The organism is Burkholderia sp. Ax-1720, from assembly GCF_011753035.1.
Lineage (GTDB): Bacteria > Pseudomonadota > Gammaproteobacteria > Burkholderiales > Burkholderiaceae > Burkholderia > Burkholderia gladioli.
On record NZ_VWWK01000054.1, the window covers coordinates 21,526 to 38,400 of the forward strand.

General features: G+C 70.4%; 14 protein-coding genes. 2 read left to right on the top strand and 12 right to left on the bottom strand.

Going from position 1 to position 16,875, the window contains the following annotated elements:
• Positions 1–291: 291 nt before the first annotated feature.
• Positions 292–957, top strand: coding sequence for a glutathione S-transferase family protein (locus F3J18_RS17490; protein ID WP_025098356.1), 666 nt, complete (start codon positions 292–294; stop codon positions 955–957).
• Positions 958–969: 12 nt separating this feature from the next.
• Here F3J18_RS17490 and F3J18_RS17495 read toward each other — a convergent pair whose 3' ends face one another.
• From F3J18_RS17495 to F3J18_RS17530, 8 genes are all read right to left on the bottom strand, one after another.
• Positions 970–1,614 carry a thioredoxin family protein gene (locus F3J18_RS17495; protein ID WP_025098355.1) on the bottom strand — a complete coding sequence of 215 codons (645 nt, stop codon included), beginning with the start codon at positions 1,612–1,614 and terminating at the stop codon, positions 970–972.
• 167 nt (positions 1,615–1,781) lie between these two features.
• Entirely contained in the window at positions 1,782–2,645 is an 864-nt protein-coding gene (locus F3J18_RS17500) for a glycoside hydrolase family 16 protein (protein WP_166913489.1), read from the bottom strand.
• Entirely contained in the window at positions 2,642–3,835 is a 1,194-nt protein-coding gene (locus F3J18_RS17505) for a glycosyltransferase (protein WP_166913490.1), read from the bottom strand. The genes F3J18_RS17500 and F3J18_RS17505 overlap by 4 nt, the downstream gene beginning before the upstream one ends.
• Before the next feature lie 45 nt (positions 3,836–3,880).
• Complete coding sequence (locus F3J18_RS17510; protein WP_152554365.1) at positions 3,881–4,819, bottom strand: glycosyltransferase family A protein; 939 nt, start codon at positions 4,817–4,819, stop codon at positions 3,881–3,883.
• Between the two features lie 79 nt (positions 4,820–4,898).
• Positions 4,899–5,951: a glycosyltransferase family A protein gene (locus tag F3J18_RS17515; RefSeq protein ID WP_166913500.1), complete on the bottom strand. Its 1,053-nt coding sequence runs from the start codon at positions 5,949–5,951 to the stop codon at positions 4,899–4,901.
• A gap of 80 nt (positions 5,952–6,031) precedes the next feature.
• On the bottom strand, positions 6,032–7,315 hold the full coding sequence (locus F3J18_RS17520) for a polysaccharide biosynthesis C-terminal domain-containing protein (RefSeq protein WP_166913491.1): 1,284 nt from the start codon (positions 7,313–7,315) through the stop codon (positions 6,032–6,034).
• An 87-nt stretch (positions 7,316–7,402) separates the two neighbouring features.
• On the bottom strand, positions 7,403–8,836 hold the full coding sequence (locus F3J18_RS17525) for a hypothetical protein (protein ID WP_166913492.1): 1,434 nt from the start codon (positions 8,834–8,836) through the stop codon (positions 7,403–7,405).
• A gap of 70 nt (positions 8,837–8,906) precedes the next feature.
• Positions 8,907–9,983 carry a glycosyltransferase family 1 protein gene (locus F3J18_RS17530; RefSeq protein WP_345892523.1) on the bottom strand — a complete coding sequence of 359 codons (1,077 nt, stop codon included), beginning with the start codon at positions 9,981–9,983 and terminating at the stop codon, positions 8,907–8,909.
• Between the two features lie 574 nt (positions 9,984–10,557).
• Between F3J18_RS17530 and F3J18_RS17535 the strand changes: the two genes are divergently transcribed.
• Positions 10,558–11,811, top strand: coding sequence for a glycosyltransferase (locus F3J18_RS17535; RefSeq protein WP_166913494.1), 1,254 nt, complete (start codon positions 10,558–10,560; stop codon positions 11,809–11,811).
• Between the two features lie 34 nt (positions 11,812–11,845).
• On the opposite strand, the gene F3J18_RS17540 is transcribed toward F3J18_RS17535, so the two are convergent.
• The 4 genes from F3J18_RS17540 to F3J18_RS17555 all read right to left on the bottom strand — a co-directional run.
• A complete protein-coding gene (locus F3J18_RS17540) occupies positions 11,846–13,087 on the bottom strand; it encodes a glycosyltransferase family 4 protein (protein WP_205195468.1) in 1,242 nt (413 codons plus the stop codon).
• A 32-nt stretch (positions 13,088–13,119) separates the two neighbouring features.
• The gene (locus F3J18_RS17545) at positions 13,120–15,345 is read right to left on the bottom strand and encodes a GNVR domain-containing protein (protein ID WP_166913495.1); all 2,226 of its coding nucleotides are present in this window, start codon (positions 15,343–15,345) and stop codon (positions 13,120–13,122) included.
• Positions 15,332–15,799 carry a protein-tyrosine-phosphatase gene (locus F3J18_RS17550; RefSeq protein ID WP_036040857.1) on the bottom strand — a complete coding sequence of 156 codons (468 nt, stop codon included), beginning with the start codon at positions 15,797–15,799 and terminating at the stop codon, positions 15,332–15,334. Before F3J18_RS17550 ends, F3J18_RS17545 begins: the two co-directional genes overlap by 14 nt.
• A partial coding sequence (locus F3J18_RS17555; protein WP_166913496.1) for a polysaccharide biosynthesis/export family protein occupies positions 15,799–16,875 on the bottom strand: 1,077 nt, incomplete at its 5' end. The genes F3J18_RS17550 and F3J18_RS17555, both read right to left, overlap by 1 nt.

A 16,875-nucleotide genomic window follows, 5' to 3' on the forward strand; every position in this document is an offset into this window, starting at 1 on the left:
CCTATTACAGGCCGTATTGTTTTTGAAAGGTATTTGTTTGGTTTTTGCGCATATCATCGCGCAGCGAAATAGTGAGTGGGCAATCGGCGAATCAGATTCCATGATTGACGCAATCGACGGAAAACAAAGGCCGCGAGTGTGGAGAATCGAACCAGACCGTTTCGATGCGAACAGCAGCGGGACGGATTGTTTGGAATGAACCGACTGAAATAATTTTTCCGGCGATGTCGATCCAGCCCGCTCCCGAACGTCGATCGGATATGCGCGACCGACAACCAGGGAGACACCACCATGAGCCCCGCCCAGCTTCCCATCGTCACGGTGTTCGAACGCTCGCCCGATCGCGGCCAGGGGCTCGCGCGCGACATGCGGGTTCGCTGGGCGCTGGAGGAAGCGGGCCAGGCCTACACGGTGCGGCTGCTGTCGTTCGCCGCGATGAAGCAGGCCGAGCACCGCGCGCGCCATCCCTTCGGGCAGATTCCGAGCTACGAGGAAGGCGAGTTGGTGTTGTTCGAATCGGGCGCGATCGTGCTCCATGTCGCGCAGCGCCATCCGGGCCTGCTGAGCGCCGAGCCGAACGCCAGGGCGCGCGCGATCGCCTGGCTGTTCGCCGCGCTCAACACGATCGAACCGCCGATCCTCGATCTGCAGAACCTCAGGTTCCAGGAGCGCGACCAGCCCTGGTACGCGCGGCGCCTGCCGATCGTCGAGGATCGCATCCGGGCCCGGCTCGATGAATTGTCCGAGCGCCTGGGCGCGGCCGACTGGCTCGACGGCGCGTTCAGCGTGGGCGATCTGATGATGGTGGCGGTGTTGTTGCGCCTGAAACCTTCAGGGCTGCTGGACGAATTCCCGAGGCTGGCCGCCTACGCGGCGCGCGCCGTGGCGCGGCCCGCCTACCAGCGCGCCTTCGCCGCCCAACTGGCCCTATTCACGGCGCAGTCGGCGGCGGGCTGATCCCGGGCGGTGTCAGGGCTCGATGCCCGCCGCGCGCAGCGCTTCCCGCATGTCGGCCTCGATCCCGGCCAGGCGCGCGGTGATCTGCGTGGCCGTGGTGCGGCCTTCGCCGAACCATTCCTCGTTCATCAGGAGGGTCGGCACCACCTCGATGCCGCGCGCGCGGGCTTCGTCGGGGAACAGGCCGATATCGATCACGCGATGGCGGATGCCGGGGTTCAGCGCCGCGATGCCGTTGAGCGCCTGCACCACTTCCTGGCAATAGGGGCAGGTCAGGGAAACGAAGGTGTCGAAGGCGTAGTCGCCGCCCAGGGCCTCGATGCGCGCGAGCAGCGCCTCGTCGAATTTCGGCCGGTGGCCGCCCACCTGCAGGATCGCCAGCACCACCGAGGTGAACTCGCTGCCGGTGGGCACGCCGCAGAAGCGGATGCGCGGCGCCTCGCCGGGCACGCCGATCGAGAACGAAGGTGCCGCCATGTCGTCCCCGCTCGACTCGACCAGCGTCAGCCGCGCCGACACGGAAACGATTTCATCGAGCAGTTCGCGAAGTTTCGCCGACTCGGCGCCTGGGTCGAACGCGGCGGCAATCTCGACCGCCTGCGTCTGGTAGCGAAGCAGCTTGTCTTTCAACTGCTCCTTGATGCGGGCATCCAGCATGGCGCATGTCTCCTGATTCTGGCGCCTCTGTCAGTGCCTCGATGGGGGTCGGCCGAGGATGCCGGGCGCTGGCTGAATCATCTGGTTTGCTGCCCCGAGCGTCAAATGGGGATTACCTAAGGCGCTAATTGGGGCGCCCTATCAGGGCGATGTGGTTCAAGCGAGGTTCAAGGCCCGGCAGCCGGGCAGCGCGCCGCCCGCGCCGGCTCGGCCTCGTAGATCCGCACCCGGCCGACCTGCAGCACCGAGGGATTCGGCGTGTCCTTGATCGAGAATCCCGAGCCGAGCGCCAGGTTCAGCAGCGGAAACAGCGGCAGGCGGTGCTCGGGCGGCGTCGGCGTGCGCCATACCGGGCGGCGGTCGAGGTAGAACGTGATGGCCTCGGGCGTCACGCGCGCGCCGTAGCTGTGGAAGCCCGTCACCAGCGAGCCCGGCTCCACCGGCACGTATTGCGAACGATGCCGCGACAGCGGCTTGTCCTTGCCCTCGTACCAGACGTGAACGGCCGAGCGGTAACCGCCGTCGGCATGTCCGTAATACTCGATCACGTCGATCTCGATGCCCGGCGACTGGTCGCTGCCCGGCTTCAGGGTGCCGAGCCAGAACGCCGGCCAGGTGCCCGGCCCCGGCGGCATGCGCAGGCTCGCCTCGAAGTAGCCGTAGCGCACGCCGCTGCCCTTGCCGCTGCCGTCGGCGGCCGCGATCAGGCCGGAGCGCCAGCGGCCGTCGGCCGACTTGCGCGCCGTGATCGACAGCGTGTGGCCGCTCACCGAGAACGGGCCGTCCGGCCCCGGGTCGCTGAAGGCGGCATCGCCGAAATCGCCGTTCCAGGGCGTGTGGGCGATCCATCGTGCGTCGCCGAGCTGGCGCGGCGCGACCCGGAAGTCGGAGAAGTCCTCGTCGAAGACCAGGCGATAGGCGCACAAGTCGAGTGTCTCGGCGGATTGCCCCCGCGCCTGGGCGATCATGGCCAGCCCGAGCAGCGTCGCGGCGGCCAGCCTGCATGCCCGTGCCCGCCGCGGGCACGTCATGCGTCGCGCCCCAGCAGTTGCGCGCTGAGCCGCACGTGATGGCGCACATACTGCTGCGCGCCCAGCTCGCCGCCCTCGCCCATGCGCGCCTGGGCTCGCGTGGCGCGCGCCAGCGCCGCCGCCGGGTCGCCCGCCACCTCGACGATCGCCTCGCGCAGCGCGGCGGCCTCGCCTACCGGCACGTAACGCAGCTCGTTCGCCGAGAAGTAGGCGGACAAGCCGCCGATATCGGTGGCGATCACCGGCAGGCCCGAGAGCACGGCCTCCTGGATCACGGTGATGCCGCTCGCGTGCAGGTTGCGGCGCAGCGGCACGCAGACCAGCGTGGCCGCCTCGAAGGCCGCGCTCAGTTCCTGGTGGCTGCGCGCCAGGCGGATCTCGACGTTGCGCGCGCCGCGCGCAAGCCCAGCCGGCACGGTGCCGGAGAGGATCGTCAGCTCGATGCCCGCCACCTCGCGCACCGCCTCGATCAGGGTGGCCCAGTCGCGATGCCGGTCGTTGCCGAGCGCGAGCACGCGGATCGGCCCGTCGACGCGGCAGCGCGGCGGCTGCCGTTGTTCGGCGGGAATCCCGAAGGGCAGGAACTCGACGCGCGCACGCGGGAACAGTTGCCGGGCCAGCGCCGCGTTCTCGGGCGACAGGAAGCTCAGCACGTCCACCCGCGCGATCAGGCGCCGGAACAGCCACTTGTGCGGCCACCACAGCCCGCGCCAGCGATCGACCAGCCAGACCGACTGGCCGATCAGCCTGACGCGCTTGCCGATCAGCAGGCCCACCGCGGCCACCGCCAGGTACTGCGATTCGGTATGCGTCCAGACCACGTCGGCGACGCGGATCGCATCGCGATTGCGCCAGGCATGCAGCAGGTCGAAGCCGGTCACGGCGCGCAGGCCGAGGCGCAGCAGCTTGCCCAGGCGCCCTTCGCGGCCCGCCGCCGAGAAGCGCACATGGCACTGCATGGCCTCGGCGCGTCCGTAGCCGTAGGGCGTCACGTCGTTCAGGCCGACCAGCTGGCCCGACTCGCGATTGCGCCGCCATCGTTCGGCATCCTTGTCGATCGCCAGGTGCGCGTAGATCTGCATCACGCGCTCGTGCGTGCGCGCGATGGGCGCCGCCTCGCCGGCCGGCATGGAGACCGGCAAGCAGCCGGGAACGGGGGCGAGCTCGATCAGCTCGGGTTGGACTGGCATGGCGGGCACTCCGCGAATCAGGTCAGGGATGGCGGGACGGGACGCTCACTTCGCGCCGATCTGCAGGACCCGCAGCGGATGGATCTTGCCGCGCACCACGTCCCAGAAACCGATCACGTTGCCGTGCAGGCGGCCCGGATAGTCGACGAAAGGAAAGCGCAGCAGGCTCTTGAGCACGTTGGCGAGCACGTTGCGCACGATGAAGCGCAGCGCCACGCGGCGGCTCATGGTGCCCTTGCGGTACAGGTAGAGCGGATTGGCGATCTGCGAATAGCCCATCCGGATCCCCGAGGTGCGGCCGCGCTTGGTGCCCAGGTGCACGCCCACGCAGCGCGGGTCGTAGACCACCTTGCCGATCCGCTTGATCAGCCCGGTGAAATCGCGGTCCTCCTGCCAGGCGTAAAGCGGCAGGTTCTCGTCGAAGCGGAACGAGCGCATCGCGCGGCCGGCGATCGCCATGTTGCAGCCGTAGACGGATTGCATCTCGCGCTGCGTGTCGCCCGAGGCCCAGTGGCTGGCGGGCGGGATCGCGCCGCGCAGGTAGTCGCGCGCCTGCTGCTCGGTGAGGCCCGCGCCCATGATGCCGTCGGCCAGCACGCGCCCGGTCAGCGCGACGATCTCGCGATTCTCGGCGAACACCTGCTCGCAGCAGGCGGCCCAGTCGGCGGCGGGCCGGTAGTCGTCGTCGAAGAACACCACGAACCAGTCCTGGGCGCCGGGCGCATCCGTATCGATGTCGGCCAGCAGGCGCTCGACGCCGTGATTGCGCTGGCGCGTGAGGCCCTGGGCCGGCGAGAGGCAGACCGTCAAGCGCGTGCGCGAGGCCAGCGGATGCGCCTGCAGGCCCTCGACGTCGGGCGGCTCCGCGCCCACCACGTAGACGGCATCGAGCGGCGCGCTCTGCCCCGCCAGCAAGGACAGCAACTCGCGGCACTCGTCGGCCCGGCCCTTGGTGGCCACGATCACGTATTTTTTCATCTGCACTCACCCATCGATCCGTTCATGTCCCTGCCTCGTTCCACGTCCTGCGCCCCGCGCCCTGCTCCACCCCGCGCCTGCCGCTTCATGACGCCGGCCGCCCGCCCGGCAGGAAACGCCGTCGCGACAGCGGATTGGCGATGAAGCGCACCACCTCGTCGGACAGCCGCTGCCCCGGCACGAAGCAGCACAGGCTGATCGCCACCAGCGCGAGCTTCTTGCGCCAGCCCCAGTAGGGATTGGTGAGGATCGAGCGGAAATAGCGCGGCGAGCCGCGCAGCAGCCAGCGCGCACGCGGCAGGAAGGGCCGCCCGTACAACTCGGCGACGAACACCGACTTGGTGTACGAGTAGTCGTTCAGCTCGGCCGGCAGCGCGATGCCGAGCCGGCTCGCGGCAAGCGTCGACAGCAGGGTCCAGCGCCGCAGGAACTCCTGCGGCGTCTCCTTCCATTTCGCGGCGTTCGCGAAGGAGATGTCGCGCGCCTTGTCGGCACGCAGGTTCGGCGCGTGGGTGCGATAGCCGCCCAGCGCGCGATCGATGCTGCCCACCTCGCCCGTCAGCGCGATGCCGTAGATCGCGTAGAAATCGGCGCCGTACTTGCTGTGCAGCGGCTCCCGGATCGGGTAGATGCGCCGCAGGTTCGCGACGCGATAGGCGTTGCCCGAGGCCGGCGGCGAGGGATACAGCCAGCCCTTGCGCAGCGAGGGGCCGCAGTCGCGCGGCGGCCGCGAGTTCGGGATCTGGCTGCCGGTCGGGTCGCCTCCGCTGGAGAAGATGTCGAGCCGGTACTGCACCTTGGCCAGCCGCAGATCGGCGAAGCAGGCCATCACCTGGGCCACCGCCTCGTGATAGAGGAAATCGTCGGCGTCGAGGAAGATCACGATCTCGGTGTCGAGCAGCTCGACGGCCGTGTTGTAGGCCGATACCTGCCCGCCGTTCTCCTTGCGCAGCAGCTCCACCGCCGCGCCGTAGCGGCGCACCACCTCGACCGAATCGTCGGTCGAGCCGTCGTCGATCACCAGCACGCGCGCCGGTCGGCAGGTCTGCGCCAGGGCCGAGTCGATCGCCTCCGCGATGTAGCGGCCGTAGTTGTAGTTGCAGATCACCACCGTCACCGATTCCGTCACCGCCTGCATGTGCGTCACGCTCCCCGTCGCTTCGTCATCGATTGCCTGGTTGCTGGATGAGGCGGCCCCGGTATCGAGGCGGCCGTGGTTCATGTGCGTGCCGGCGTGCCGGCGCAAGGCCGGCCGCCGACGAACTCCGCCATCAGGCCGGCGCGCCAGACGCCCAGCAGCAGCACCGCCAGCAGCGTGGATTCGCCGAGCAGGCGCGCCACGGCCATGCCGATCGCCCCCCAGTGGGTGGCCAGCGGCACCGCGCAGGCCAGGTTGACCAGCGCGCCGATCACCCCGCCGCGCGCCAACAGGCCCTCGCGCTTGCGCGGGATCAGGAAGTACATGCCGAGCACCTGGGTGCAGACGCTCACCGGCAGCACGAAGGCCAGCGTCTTCAGCACCGGCACCGCGTGCTCGAAACCCTGGCCGAAGATCAGCGGGATGATCCAGCCGGCCGCGAACACGGTGACCAGCGTGGCCAGCGCCGCGCCGCAGAAGAAGAAGGCGAAGATGCGCCGCGCCAGCGTGTTGGCGCGATGCGTGTCGCCGCCGACCAGGAAGGTGACCTTCGGCACCAGGATCTGCGCGGCCGGCCCCATCAGGCTCAGGCCCGCGCCGATCAGGCGCTCGGCGATGCCGAAGGCGCCCACCTCGCCGGCCGGCGCGAGCAGCGAGAGCACGTAGGTGGAGGCGCCGATCAGCAGCACCGAGGTGCCGCCGTAGACGAAGATGATGGTGGACTTGCGGATCAGCTCGAGCGCCTCGCGCAGCTTGCCGAGCAGCCCGTCGAATTCGCCGCGCAGGGCCCAGTAGGCCAGCCCGAGCTGCACGCTGCTCGAGAGCAGCAGCAAGGGGAACACGTGGCGCAGGTCGCCCGGCCGGTGGATGAAGCAGAAGATCAGCGACAGCGACAGGACGAAGCCGATCACCTCGATCGCCACGCTCTTCCTGGCGCGCCCGGTGCTGGCGAAATACCAGCCGAGGTTGAAGGCGGCCACCAGCCCCATCGCCACCACCGGCACGCCGATGCCAGGCACGTGCGCGAAGATCGGCGAGTTGGCCACCGCCACCGCGCCGATCAGCACGCCCGGCACGCACAGCACCAGGCGCGCCGTGAACTGGCGGCGCAGGATCGCCGCGCGCTGCGCGTCGGTCTCGGTATGCACCACGTCGCGCGCGCCGACCGTCGAGAAGCCGTAGTTGACGAACAGCCAGATCGAGTTCGACAGCGACATGCCGGCCAGGATCACCGCGTAGCCGCCGGCGCCGAGCGTGCGCCCGTAATACGGCAGCAGGAACAGCGGGTAGACGTAGCGCGCCACGTAGGACAGGTAGACCGCCAGCAGCTCGAAGCTCGACAGGGTGGGCTTGATGCGGTTCATGGGCGCCCTCCCGCGCGCGGCCGGCGCCCGGCCGGCAAGGCAACCAGGCCCGTGGCGCGCCGAGGGACGTCGCGCATGTCGTGCGGCTCACCCACGGCGATAGCTCCGTTGCAGGCCGCCCGCCGTGCGTGCCTGCCGCGGCAGGTCGCGGCGCATGGCCGGCGCGCGCCGGTTGAGCGCGGCGAACGCCACCGCCGAGAACAGGTAGAAGCACGGGCCGAGATCGAACACCGCCGCCGAGATGGTCGCGCCGATCAGGTTCGCGAACATCGCCTGCCGGGCCGCGAAGCCCACCACCTCGTCGCCGCGCGTGGTGGCCACGCCGCGCCGGCGCGCCACCGTGCAATACAGGAAGGCCGCGTAGATCACCAGCCCGGCCAGCCCGAGATTGCCGAGCAGCACCAGCGGGAAGCTGGAGGCGCGCGAACTGCCCAGGCCCACGCCGATCCCGTCGGTCTCCACGAAGTTGAGCAGCGCCTGCAGGTTCCAGGCGCTGCGCTCGACGCCCGAATCGCTGTCGAGCTTGTCGAACAGCGCGCCGGACAGCAGGTCGGACACCGCCTGGATCACGGGAGAATCGATCGCGGCCAGCACGCCGGCCAGCAGCACCAGGCCCACCGCCGCCAGCGCGATCAGCGACAGCTTGCGGCGCGGGCTGGCCCGGTCCACCGCGCCGCTGCGGCTCAGCGCGAACACCACCAGGTAGCCGGCCAGCCCCGCGTAGGCGGTGGTCGAGGTCGACAGCATCAGCAGCGCGAAGCTCGCCAGCGCGAGCGCGCCGCTCAGCAGGCGCCGATAGCCGAGCAGCCAGAGGCTCAGCGAGAACGCGAACAGCGGCAGCGAAAACGCGGAGAAGGCCGAGGTCTCGGTGAAGGTGCCGCTGATGCGGCGCAGGCCATCCACCTGCGCGCCGTCCATGATCGCGTATTGCGCGGTCTTGATGCTCGACAGGATGTCCAGCCCGAGCAGGCCCGAGCCGAGGTCGATCAGCGCCGCGGCCACGTTCAGCGCGGCCAGCGCGAGGATCGCGTCGGCGAACACCAGGCTGGCGTCGCGCCGGCGCAGGTAGATCGAGGCGCTCAGGTAGAGCACCAGCTCGCCCACCAGGTAGACCGATTGCGAGAGGTTGCCCGATACCGGCGCGAGCGGCGTGAGCGCGAGCCGGCCGCCCGAGGCGTCGGCGCGGTCGATCGCGAACACGAAGGTATCGCCCCGCAGGATGCGCGGATACAGCAGCGCGCCGAGGCAGCCGAGCACGGCCAGCATCGCGAGCCAGAACGCCGGCGAGGCGGGCGTGAGCTCGCGCAGGAAGGCCGGCAGGTCCTCGCGCAGCAGCGCGCGGCCGGCGAAGAACAGCAGGAACAGGTTGGCGGGCAGGATGCCGGTGCCGCCGATCGAGATCGCCTCGGTGGCGCCGAACAGGGTGCAGCAGGCCATCAGGATCACCGACCATCGGAACGGCAGCGCCAGGCTCAGGAGCCCCAGCACCGCGACGATCACGCCGAATACGCTGATCTCCATGTTCAGCCCGCCTGCCGGTCGAGGTCGAGGTCCTGCGCGGCGCTCGCCGCCCTGGTGTGGATGGTGTGCCTCAGGCGATGCATGGACGGATCTCCTCGATCAGTTGCATGGCGCTGTCGCGCCAGGTCAGTTCGCGCGCGCGGGCCAGGCCGCGTGCGCGCATCGCCTCGCGCTGGCCGGCGTCGCCGGCCACGCGCAGCAGCGCGGCCGCGAGCGCGGCGGGATCGTCGGGCGACACATAGATGGCGGCCTCGCCGCAGGCCTCGCGCACGGCCGGCAGGTCGGCCACCACGATCGGGCAGCCCAGCGTCATGGCCTCCACCGGCGGCAGGCCGAAACCCTCGTAGCGCGACGGATGCACGAAGCACGTCGCGCGCCGGAACAGCGCCTTGAGCTCGCCGTCGGAGACGAAGCCGACATGCTTCACGTAGTCGGGCAGCGCGGCCGCGCCGTGGCCGTACACGGCGGGATCGGTGCCGCCGGCCACCACCACGTCGAAATCGGCCTGGCCGAGATGGCGCAGCGCGTCGATCACCAGCCGGAAGTTCTTGTGGCGGTTCAGGCTGCTCACGGCCAGCACGAACGGCCGCGTGCCGATGCCGTGGCGCGCCAGGATCGCCTGGTCCTCGTCGTGACGCAGCATGTGCTCGCCGCTTTCGGAGATCACGCCGATCTTGCGGCCCGGGATCCGGTAGGCATCGATCAGCTCGCCGCGCGAGAAGCGCGACACGGTGACGATGCGCTTGGCGGCGCGGCCCACGCAGGGCGCCATCAGCCGATACCAGGAGCGGAACGCGCGGCTGTAGCTGTCGGGCACGCGCACCGGCGCGGCGTCGTGGATCACGGCGATCTGGTTGCGCAGGAACAGCGGCGCCGAGTTGCAGAGATTGAGCAGCAGGCTGCCGCGCGCGGCGCCGGGCAAGGCCCATTGCTCCCAGGCCTGGCCGCGCCGGCCCGGCACGGTGCGCATGGCGATCCGGCGGAACGGGTTGACGATCCGGCGCGGCCCCTCGGGCACCAGCAGCTCGACCGCCAGCCCCGCCACCGCCGGATGCGCCTCGGCCAGCAGCTCGTCGATGCTGCGCATGATTTCGTAGGCGAAGCGGTCCACGCCGGTGGCCGGCCGCAACAGGAACCTCCCGTTCACGCTGATTCTTCCTGGCTGGTTCGAGATGCTCATCGGCTGGTCGCTTGCTGTCGTTGGTAGCGGTCCATGGGGGCGCGGCTCGCGAGCCGCGCATGGCCGGCATCGTGTGGTGGATGCCGACGCGGGCCGGGCCCACCGGCGCCGGCCCCGCGATCGACGCCGTCGCGCCGGCTTTCCCCGGCCCGCGCGACGACAGGCCTGTACAGCAGGTATCGTGCCAAGCCGAGCCCTGCCCGAGCCTCATGTTGCGTCGCATGAAAAACGCGTGTTTTCAAGCGCTTGGCCGGATGCGCCGCGCAATCGCGACATGCCGTGCAGCGATGTACCCGATCGTTACGTAACCCTTGTGGCAAGGCGTTACGTAACGATCGCCGGCGCGCTGGGAAAGACTGCCGGTATCGTCTCGCGCGGCAAACGATTGCGGATATTGCATCGCAATAGATCGGCGCCATTCCGGGCGGTTCGCGACGCTCGGCGACGAAGTCACGAGGTGGCCTGCTCATTTGATTAGGTTTCCTCTTGAACGGCACGCATGTTGCTTGATGCTTGCGTGCACATCCTTTTCGATTCGACGATGACGAACCCCATCCACGCCTTCGCGAACCTCGGCAAGCGCCGCGCGGCCGTCGCGCTGGCCAGCCTGCAGGCTCTCGTGCTGGCGGCCCGCCGCCGACGCGAGTTCGCCTCGCGGCACCCCGGCACGATCAAGATCGTGGCCCAGTTCGGCGTGGCCAACGGCATCGTCAACGGCGCGCGCTACCAGGCCAGGACCTTGCGGCGGCTCGGCTACGAGGTCGAGACGATCGACGTGACCGAGGCGATGAAGCGCCCGTGGCGCCGCGTCGAGGCTACGCCGGGCGGCTTGTTCGTGTTCCACTGCGGCGGCCCCGAGCTGCCGCTGCTGGCGTGGCCGCTGCGCGAGGTGCTGGCCAGCGGCCGCTCGATCGGCTACTTCGCCTGGGAATCGGCGCTGCCGCCGCGCGGCTGGGACCTGGCCGCGCCGCTGGTCGACGAGGTCTGGACCCCGAGCCGCTTCGCCGCCGAGGCGCTGGCGCCGGTGTTCGCGGCGCCGGTGCTGGTCGCCCCGCACGTGGTCGATCCGCTCGGCACGCCGCGCCGCTGGCATCGCGAGGCCGGCCCGCTGCGCTTCCTGGGCATGGCCGACGCGCGTTCGAGCCTGGCGCGCAAGAACCCGCTCGGCACCATCGCCGCGTTTCGCGCCGCCTTCCCGCGCGAGGCCGACGTGCGGCTGGTCATGAAGCTCAAGCTGCACGACCGGCCCGGCGAGCTGGCGCGCCTGCGCGAGGCGGCCGGCGACGATCCGCGCATCGAGCTGATCGCGGCGACGCTGCCGCGCGACGAGGTCGATGCGCTGTTCAGCGCCGCCCATGTGTTCGTCTCCCTGCATCGCGCCGAGGGTTTCGGCCTGCCGCTGCTCGAGGCGATGGGACTGGGTCTCGCGACCGTCGCGACCGGCTGGTCCGGCAACCTCGAATTCATGCGCGAGGACAACAGCCTGCTGGTGCGCCACCGGCTCCATACCGGGCCGGACGAAGGCGGCGTGTACGGCACCGTCACCTGGGCCGAGCCCGATCTCGCCGATGCCGCGGCGCGGATGCGCCAGTTGTACGAGGACCCGGCGCTGCTGCATCGCCTGATCGAGCGCGGCTGGCGGGACTGCCGCGTCGAGACGCAATTGCGCGCGTTCCAGGCCGGCGTCGCGGCCAGCCGCGCGCTGGGCGCCGCCGCGCTGCGCGCGAACGACCCAGGCCCGCTCGCACAGGCGCCCGCCGCGGCGAAGCTCGCGCCCGTTCGCTCCGCTTCCTGAGCCGCGGGCCGAGACAACACGCGCCGCGCGCATCTCAGTCGCCTCGCGCCTTGCCGCCCGAGGCACGCTCCACCACCTCGGCAAAGGCCTCGCGAAAACGCTCGGCGGCGAAGCGCTGCGCATTGGCACGGCAGGCCACCGGGTCGAACGGCCCCAGCGCCTCGAAGCGTTCCACCGCGTCGATCACGTCCTCGACGGTCTGTCGGTGGAAGAACACGCCGGTGCGCCGCTGCCTGTCCTCGGACTCGATCACCGTCTCCAGCGCGCCGCCGCGTCCATAGGCGATCACCGGCGTGCCGCAGGCCTGCGCCTCGACCGGCGCGATGCCGAAATCCTCCTCGGCGGCGAACACGAAGGCGCGGGCGCGCTGCATGTAGCTGACCAGCACGTCGTTGGGCTGGTAGCCGAGCAGGGTCACGTTGGGCGCCTCGATCGCCTGGGCCTTCGCGAAGTCGGGCCCGTCGCCGATCACCACCAGCCGGCGCCACGGTGTGCGCGCGAAGGCCTCGATCAAGAGCGGCATGCGCTTGTACGGCACCATCCGCGAGGCGCTCAGGTAAAACGCCTCCTTCTGCGCATGCAGGCCGAAGCGCTCGATGTCGACCGGCGGATAGACCACCGTCGCCGCGTAGCCATAGGCCTTGCGGATGCGCCGCGCGATGAAGCCCGAGTTGGCGACGAAGGCGTCCACGCCGTGCGCGGTGCGCTGGTCCCAGATCCGCATGTAGTGCAGCAGCGAGCGCGCCAGCCAGCCCTTGAGCCCCGAGGTCAGGCCCGATTCGGCCAGGTAGCGGTGCTGCAGGTCCCAGGCGTAGCGAATCGGCGAATGCACGTAGCTGACGTGCAGTTGGTCCGGGCCGGTCAGGATGCCCTTGGCGACGGCATGGCTCGACGAGATCACCAGGTCGTAGCCGGACATGTCGAACTGCTCGATGGCCAGCGGCATCAGCGGCAGGTAGGCGCGATAGCGCGAACGCGCGCGCGGCAGGCGCTGGATGAAGGAGGTCCTCGCCTGCTTGCCGCCCAGGTTGCGGCGGTCCTCGTCGGAGAGGAAATCGACCACCGCGTACAGGTCGGCCTCGGGCCAGATCGCCAGGATCTGCTCGAGCACCTTCTCCGATCCCGCATAGGTGGTCAGCCATTCGTGCACCACGGCCACTCGGCCGAAGCGGCGCCCTGCGGCGCGCGCGGGCGCCGTGGGCGACGCCTCGGGCGCGGCCGTCTCGACGGCTTCGATCCCGGCCAGGGCTTCGGGGGTCGACGACAGCTCATGCATCTCGTGGCTCCCGCGGGCCGTGCACGCCGGCCTCATGCCTGCTCGTCGTAGGAATAGTTGCTGCGCGCATAGCGGTACTGTCCATAACCATAGGCATAGTTGCCGGGACGCGGGCGCAGGCCGTTGAAGATCAGCCCGCGCGGGGCCACCCCCACCTGCCGCAGGCGCCGCAGCGATTCGCGGATCTCGCCGCGCTTGGTCACGCCCTGGCGCACCACCACGAAGCTCACGCCGGCGTAACCGGCCAGCTGCACCGCGTCGGGCACCGGCAGGATCGGCGCGCCGTCGCAGATCACGATGTCGTAGGCGGCGCTCATCGCCGCGAAGATCGCGCGCAGGTCGGCGTCGAACAGCTCGTCGCTGGCGTTCTCGGCGTGGCTGCCCGGCGAGATGTAGTCGACGCCCTTGAGCACCTCGTGGCGCACCACCTGGGCGAGCTCGTGGGTGCCGCGCAGCAGCTCGACGAAACCGGCGCCGCGCTCGGCCTGGATGATGCGGTTCATGCCGCTGCGGCGCAGGTCGGTGTCGACCAGCAGCACGCGCTTGCCGGCGCCGCCGAGCACCGCTGCCAGGTTCAGCGCGATGAAGGACTTGCCGATGCCCGGCGTGGGCCCGGTGATGAACACCACGCGGTTGCGCAGGTCGGCCATCGCGAAGTCGAGCGCGGTGCGAAAGCTGCGCAGGCTCTCCAGCGCCGGATCGAGGGCCGCGCGATTGGCGAGGATCAGCTCGCGCGAGGGCGTGGCCGCCACGCGCCGCAGCCGCGTGAGCGAGACCTCCTCACGGCTGTGCGGGATGCTGGCATAGACCGGCAGCGCGGCGAAGCGCTCGACCTCGCCCGGATCCTCGATCGAGTCGAACATGCGGCGCCGGCCGAACGCGATGCCCATGCCGATCATCAGCCCCAGCACCAGCGAGCCGCCGATCACCAGCGGCCGCTTGGGGCGCACCGGCAGCTCGGGCACCGCCGCCGAATCGACCAGCCGCACGTTGCCGACCTTGCCGGCCTTGACCAGGCGCAGTTGCTCCTGGGTATTGAGCAGGTTGGTGTAGAGCTCGGTGCCGACCTGCACGTCGCGCTGCAGGCGCAGCACCTCCTGCTCGATCGGCGGCAGCGCGCGCGTCTTGCCGTCGATCCCGGCCAGCTCGGCCCGGGCGGTGGCGATCTGCGCGTCGATCGCCTTCACCGCGGGGTGATCGGGCATGAAGCGCGCCAGCATCTCGTCGCGCTTCTGCTGCAGGCCCGTCATGCGCGTCTGCGCGTCGACCGAGCGCTGCAGCAGCGCGGTCGCTTCCTCGTCGAGATTGAGCGTGCCCTGCCTGGCGCGATAGGCATTGAAGCGGCTCTCGGCATGCTCGAGCTGGGTCTTCAGCTCGGGCAACTGGGCATTGAGGAACTGGATCGAACGCTCGGCCTCCTCCGACTTGCGCTGCACGTTCTGGCGCACGTACTCGGTGCCGATCGCGTTGAGGATCGCGGCGGTGCGCTGCGGATCGGCGCCGTCGAGCGTCACGCCGATCACGTCCGACTGCTTGCCCTTCTCGGCGATCTTCAGCGATTCGCGCAGGCGCTCGGTGGCGGCGAGCTGCGAATTGCAGCGCAGGATGAAGTCCGCGCCGGGTTCGGCCTCGATGGCGGCCACCGTCAGTTGCACCGGGCCGTGGCGCGTGGGCATCGTGAGCGGCACGCCGATGCTGCCCTCGGCGACGAGCCCGGCGATCTCGAGCCGGTAGCGCGGGCCGGCCAGCCGCGTCAGCACGAAGGGCTTGCCGTGCAGCGCGTCGGGCACCGAGAAGGCCGCCACCGAGATGCGCTCGGCGCCATGGACGTAGCCGAAGGGCAGCGGCTGCGAGGGCACTTCCGAGCGGCTTGCCAGCCAGCGGCCCAGCAGCGGCAGGTAGCGCGGCTTCGCGTCGATATAGAGCTGGAGGCCGTCGACCACGCGCCCGGAAACCAGCCGCGAGCGCAGCACTTCCATCTCCGAGGAGGCCTGCGCCTTGACGTCGAACATCGAGGAGATGTCGCCGAGCATGCTCTTGGCCGAGGTGGTGTTCTCCTCGACCTGCACCAGGATGTCGGCGCGATAGACCGGCTCGGCGAGGATCGCGTAGGCGGTGCCGAGCACCAGCATCGACGCCGCGATGCCGGCGATCAGGCGGCGGTTGTCGTAGAGCGCGTCGAGGTAGCTGCCGAAGCTGGACGGCGGCGCGCCCTCGTCGGGCTCGCGATACGGGAACGGGGCGTCAAACTGGTTCATGCACGGCATCCTGCGAAATGAGCGGCGGTTGCGCGGCGCGCGCGATGCGCCACGACCAGCGCTCGACGCCGGCCTGCAGCCGGTCGAGCGCCACGGGATAGGCGGCGGGGCCGCGGCGATACGGATCGGCGAGGTCCTCGTCGAGCAGGCGCCAGACGCGGCCGGTGGCGCTCGGGTAACGCCGCGCGATCACGCGGCGCTGCCGCTCGCTCATCGTCAGCACCAGCGAGGCGGCCTCCAGCATCCATTGCGCGAGCGCCTGCGAGCGGTGCGTGCCGATCTCGAGGCCGAGCCGGCGCAGGCACTCGACCGCGAGCGGATCGGGCGGCAGGCCCGGCATCGCCTCGACGCCGGCCGACCAGACCCGCCAGCCCGGCAGCGCGCGCTCGAACAGGGCCGCCGCCATCGGGCTGCGGCAGAGGTTGGCGGTACAGATCACGAGCAGGGTCTCCATCAGTAGGCGATGCTCCGGCCGGTGGCGAGCGTCTGCGCGCTCGGCAGGAACATGCCCACCACGCGGCTCCAGCGCACCAGCGAGGAGGCGTCGACGAACACCACGTCGTCGGGGCGCAGCGGGAACTCGTTGGCCAGCGCCATCGACACCGGCGAGGTGGCATCGAGGTGGAAGATGGTCGGCGAGGCGCCGGTTTGGCTGCGGATCACGTAGACCTGGCTGGCATCGGCCGAGTACTGGCTCACACCGCCCGCGTAGCCGAGCGCCTCGCCCAGCGACAGGCGCCCGTTGTTGAAGTTGAGCGTGGTGGTATGGCCCACCTCGCCGAGCACGAACACCTTGGTGTCGCTCAAGGGGTAGACGCGCACCAGGTCGCCGTCCTGCAGCAGGATGCGATCGGGGTTGATGCCCTGCGCCACCAGCCTCGGCAGGTTCACGATCGCGGTGGCGTCGCCGCGCGTGACCGAGATGCGCGCGCGGTCGCCCGCGCTGGTCAGGCCGCCGGCGCGGTTGATCGCCTCGGGCAGGGTCATCGGCAGGTCGTTCATCACCTGCAGGCCCGGCAGGCGCACCTCGCCGTCCAGGTAGATGCGCCGGCTGCGATAGGCCTGGATCCGCAAGGTCACCTGCGGATCGCGGATGAACTTCGCCAGGCGCGCCGTCACGCGTTCGCGCGCCTCCAGCTCGGTCAGCCCGGCCACCTCCACCGCGCCGATATAGGCGAACTGCACGCGGCCGGTCGCATCGACCGTGTAGCCCGACACGATCGCGTTCGAGCCGGTGTTGTCGACGCCGGTGCTGGCGCCCTGCGTGACCGGCATGTTCAGCTCGGGGTGATCCCAGACCACGATCGCCAGCACGTCGCCGGGGCCGAGCGTGTAGGGCCGCGGCTTGCCGAACAGCGCGCTGACGTCGGCGGGAATCGAGGGATCGGTGGCGGCCCGCACCTTGGTGATCAACTGGCCGTCGATCTCGACCAGCGAGCCGGTGGGCGGCGCATCGCCCGCGCCCTGGGCGGCTCCCCCGAGCTCGCCGCCGACCGTGCCGGAAGCGCGCGCCGCGGACGCCGCGCGCTG

Bases quoted from the DNA above. Each gene is read 5' to 3' on its own strand.
- F3J18_RS17490 (WP_025098356.1), top strand. From the start codon at position 292: ATGAGCCCCGCCCAGCTTCCCATCGTCACGGTGTTCGAACGCTCGCCC.
- F3J18_RS17495 (WP_025098355.1), bottom strand. From the start codon at position 1,614: ATGCTGGATGCCCGCATCAAGGAGCAGTTGAAAGACAAGCTGCTTCGC.
- F3J18_RS17500 (WP_166913489.1), bottom strand. From the start codon at position 2,645: ATGACGTGCCCGCGGCGGGCACGGGCATGCAGGCTGGCCGCCGCGACG.
- F3J18_RS17505 (WP_166913490.1), bottom strand. From the start codon at position 3,835: ATGCCAGTCCAACCCGAGCTGATCGAGCTCGCCCCCGTTCCCGGCTGC.
- F3J18_RS17515 (WP_166913500.1), bottom strand. From the start codon at position 5,951: ATGCAGGCGGTGACGGAATCGGTGACGGTGGTGATCTGCAACTACAAC.
- F3J18_RS17520 (WP_166913491.1), bottom strand. From the start codon at position 7,315: ATGAACCGCATCAAGCCCACCCTGTCGAGCTTCGAGCTGCTGGCGGTC.
- F3J18_RS17525 (WP_166913492.1), bottom strand. From the start codon at position 8,836: ATGGAGATCAGCGTATTCGGCGTGATCGTCGCGGTGCTGGGGCTCCTG.
- F3J18_RS17535 (WP_166913494.1), top strand. From the start codon at position 10,558: ATGACGAACCCCATCCACGCCTTCGCGAACCTCGGCAAGCGCCGCGCG.
- F3J18_RS17540 (WP_205195468.1), bottom strand. From the start codon at position 13,087: ATGCATGAGCTGTCGTCGACCCCCGAAGCCCTGGCCGGGATCGAAGCC.
- F3J18_RS17545 (WP_166913495.1), bottom strand. From the start codon at position 15,345: ATGAACCAGTTTGACGCCCCGTTCCCGTATCGCGAGCCCGACGAGGGC.
- F3J18_RS17550 (WP_036040857.1), bottom strand. From the start codon at position 15,799: ATGGAGACCCTGCTCGTGATCTGTACCGCCAACCTCTGCCGCAGCCCG.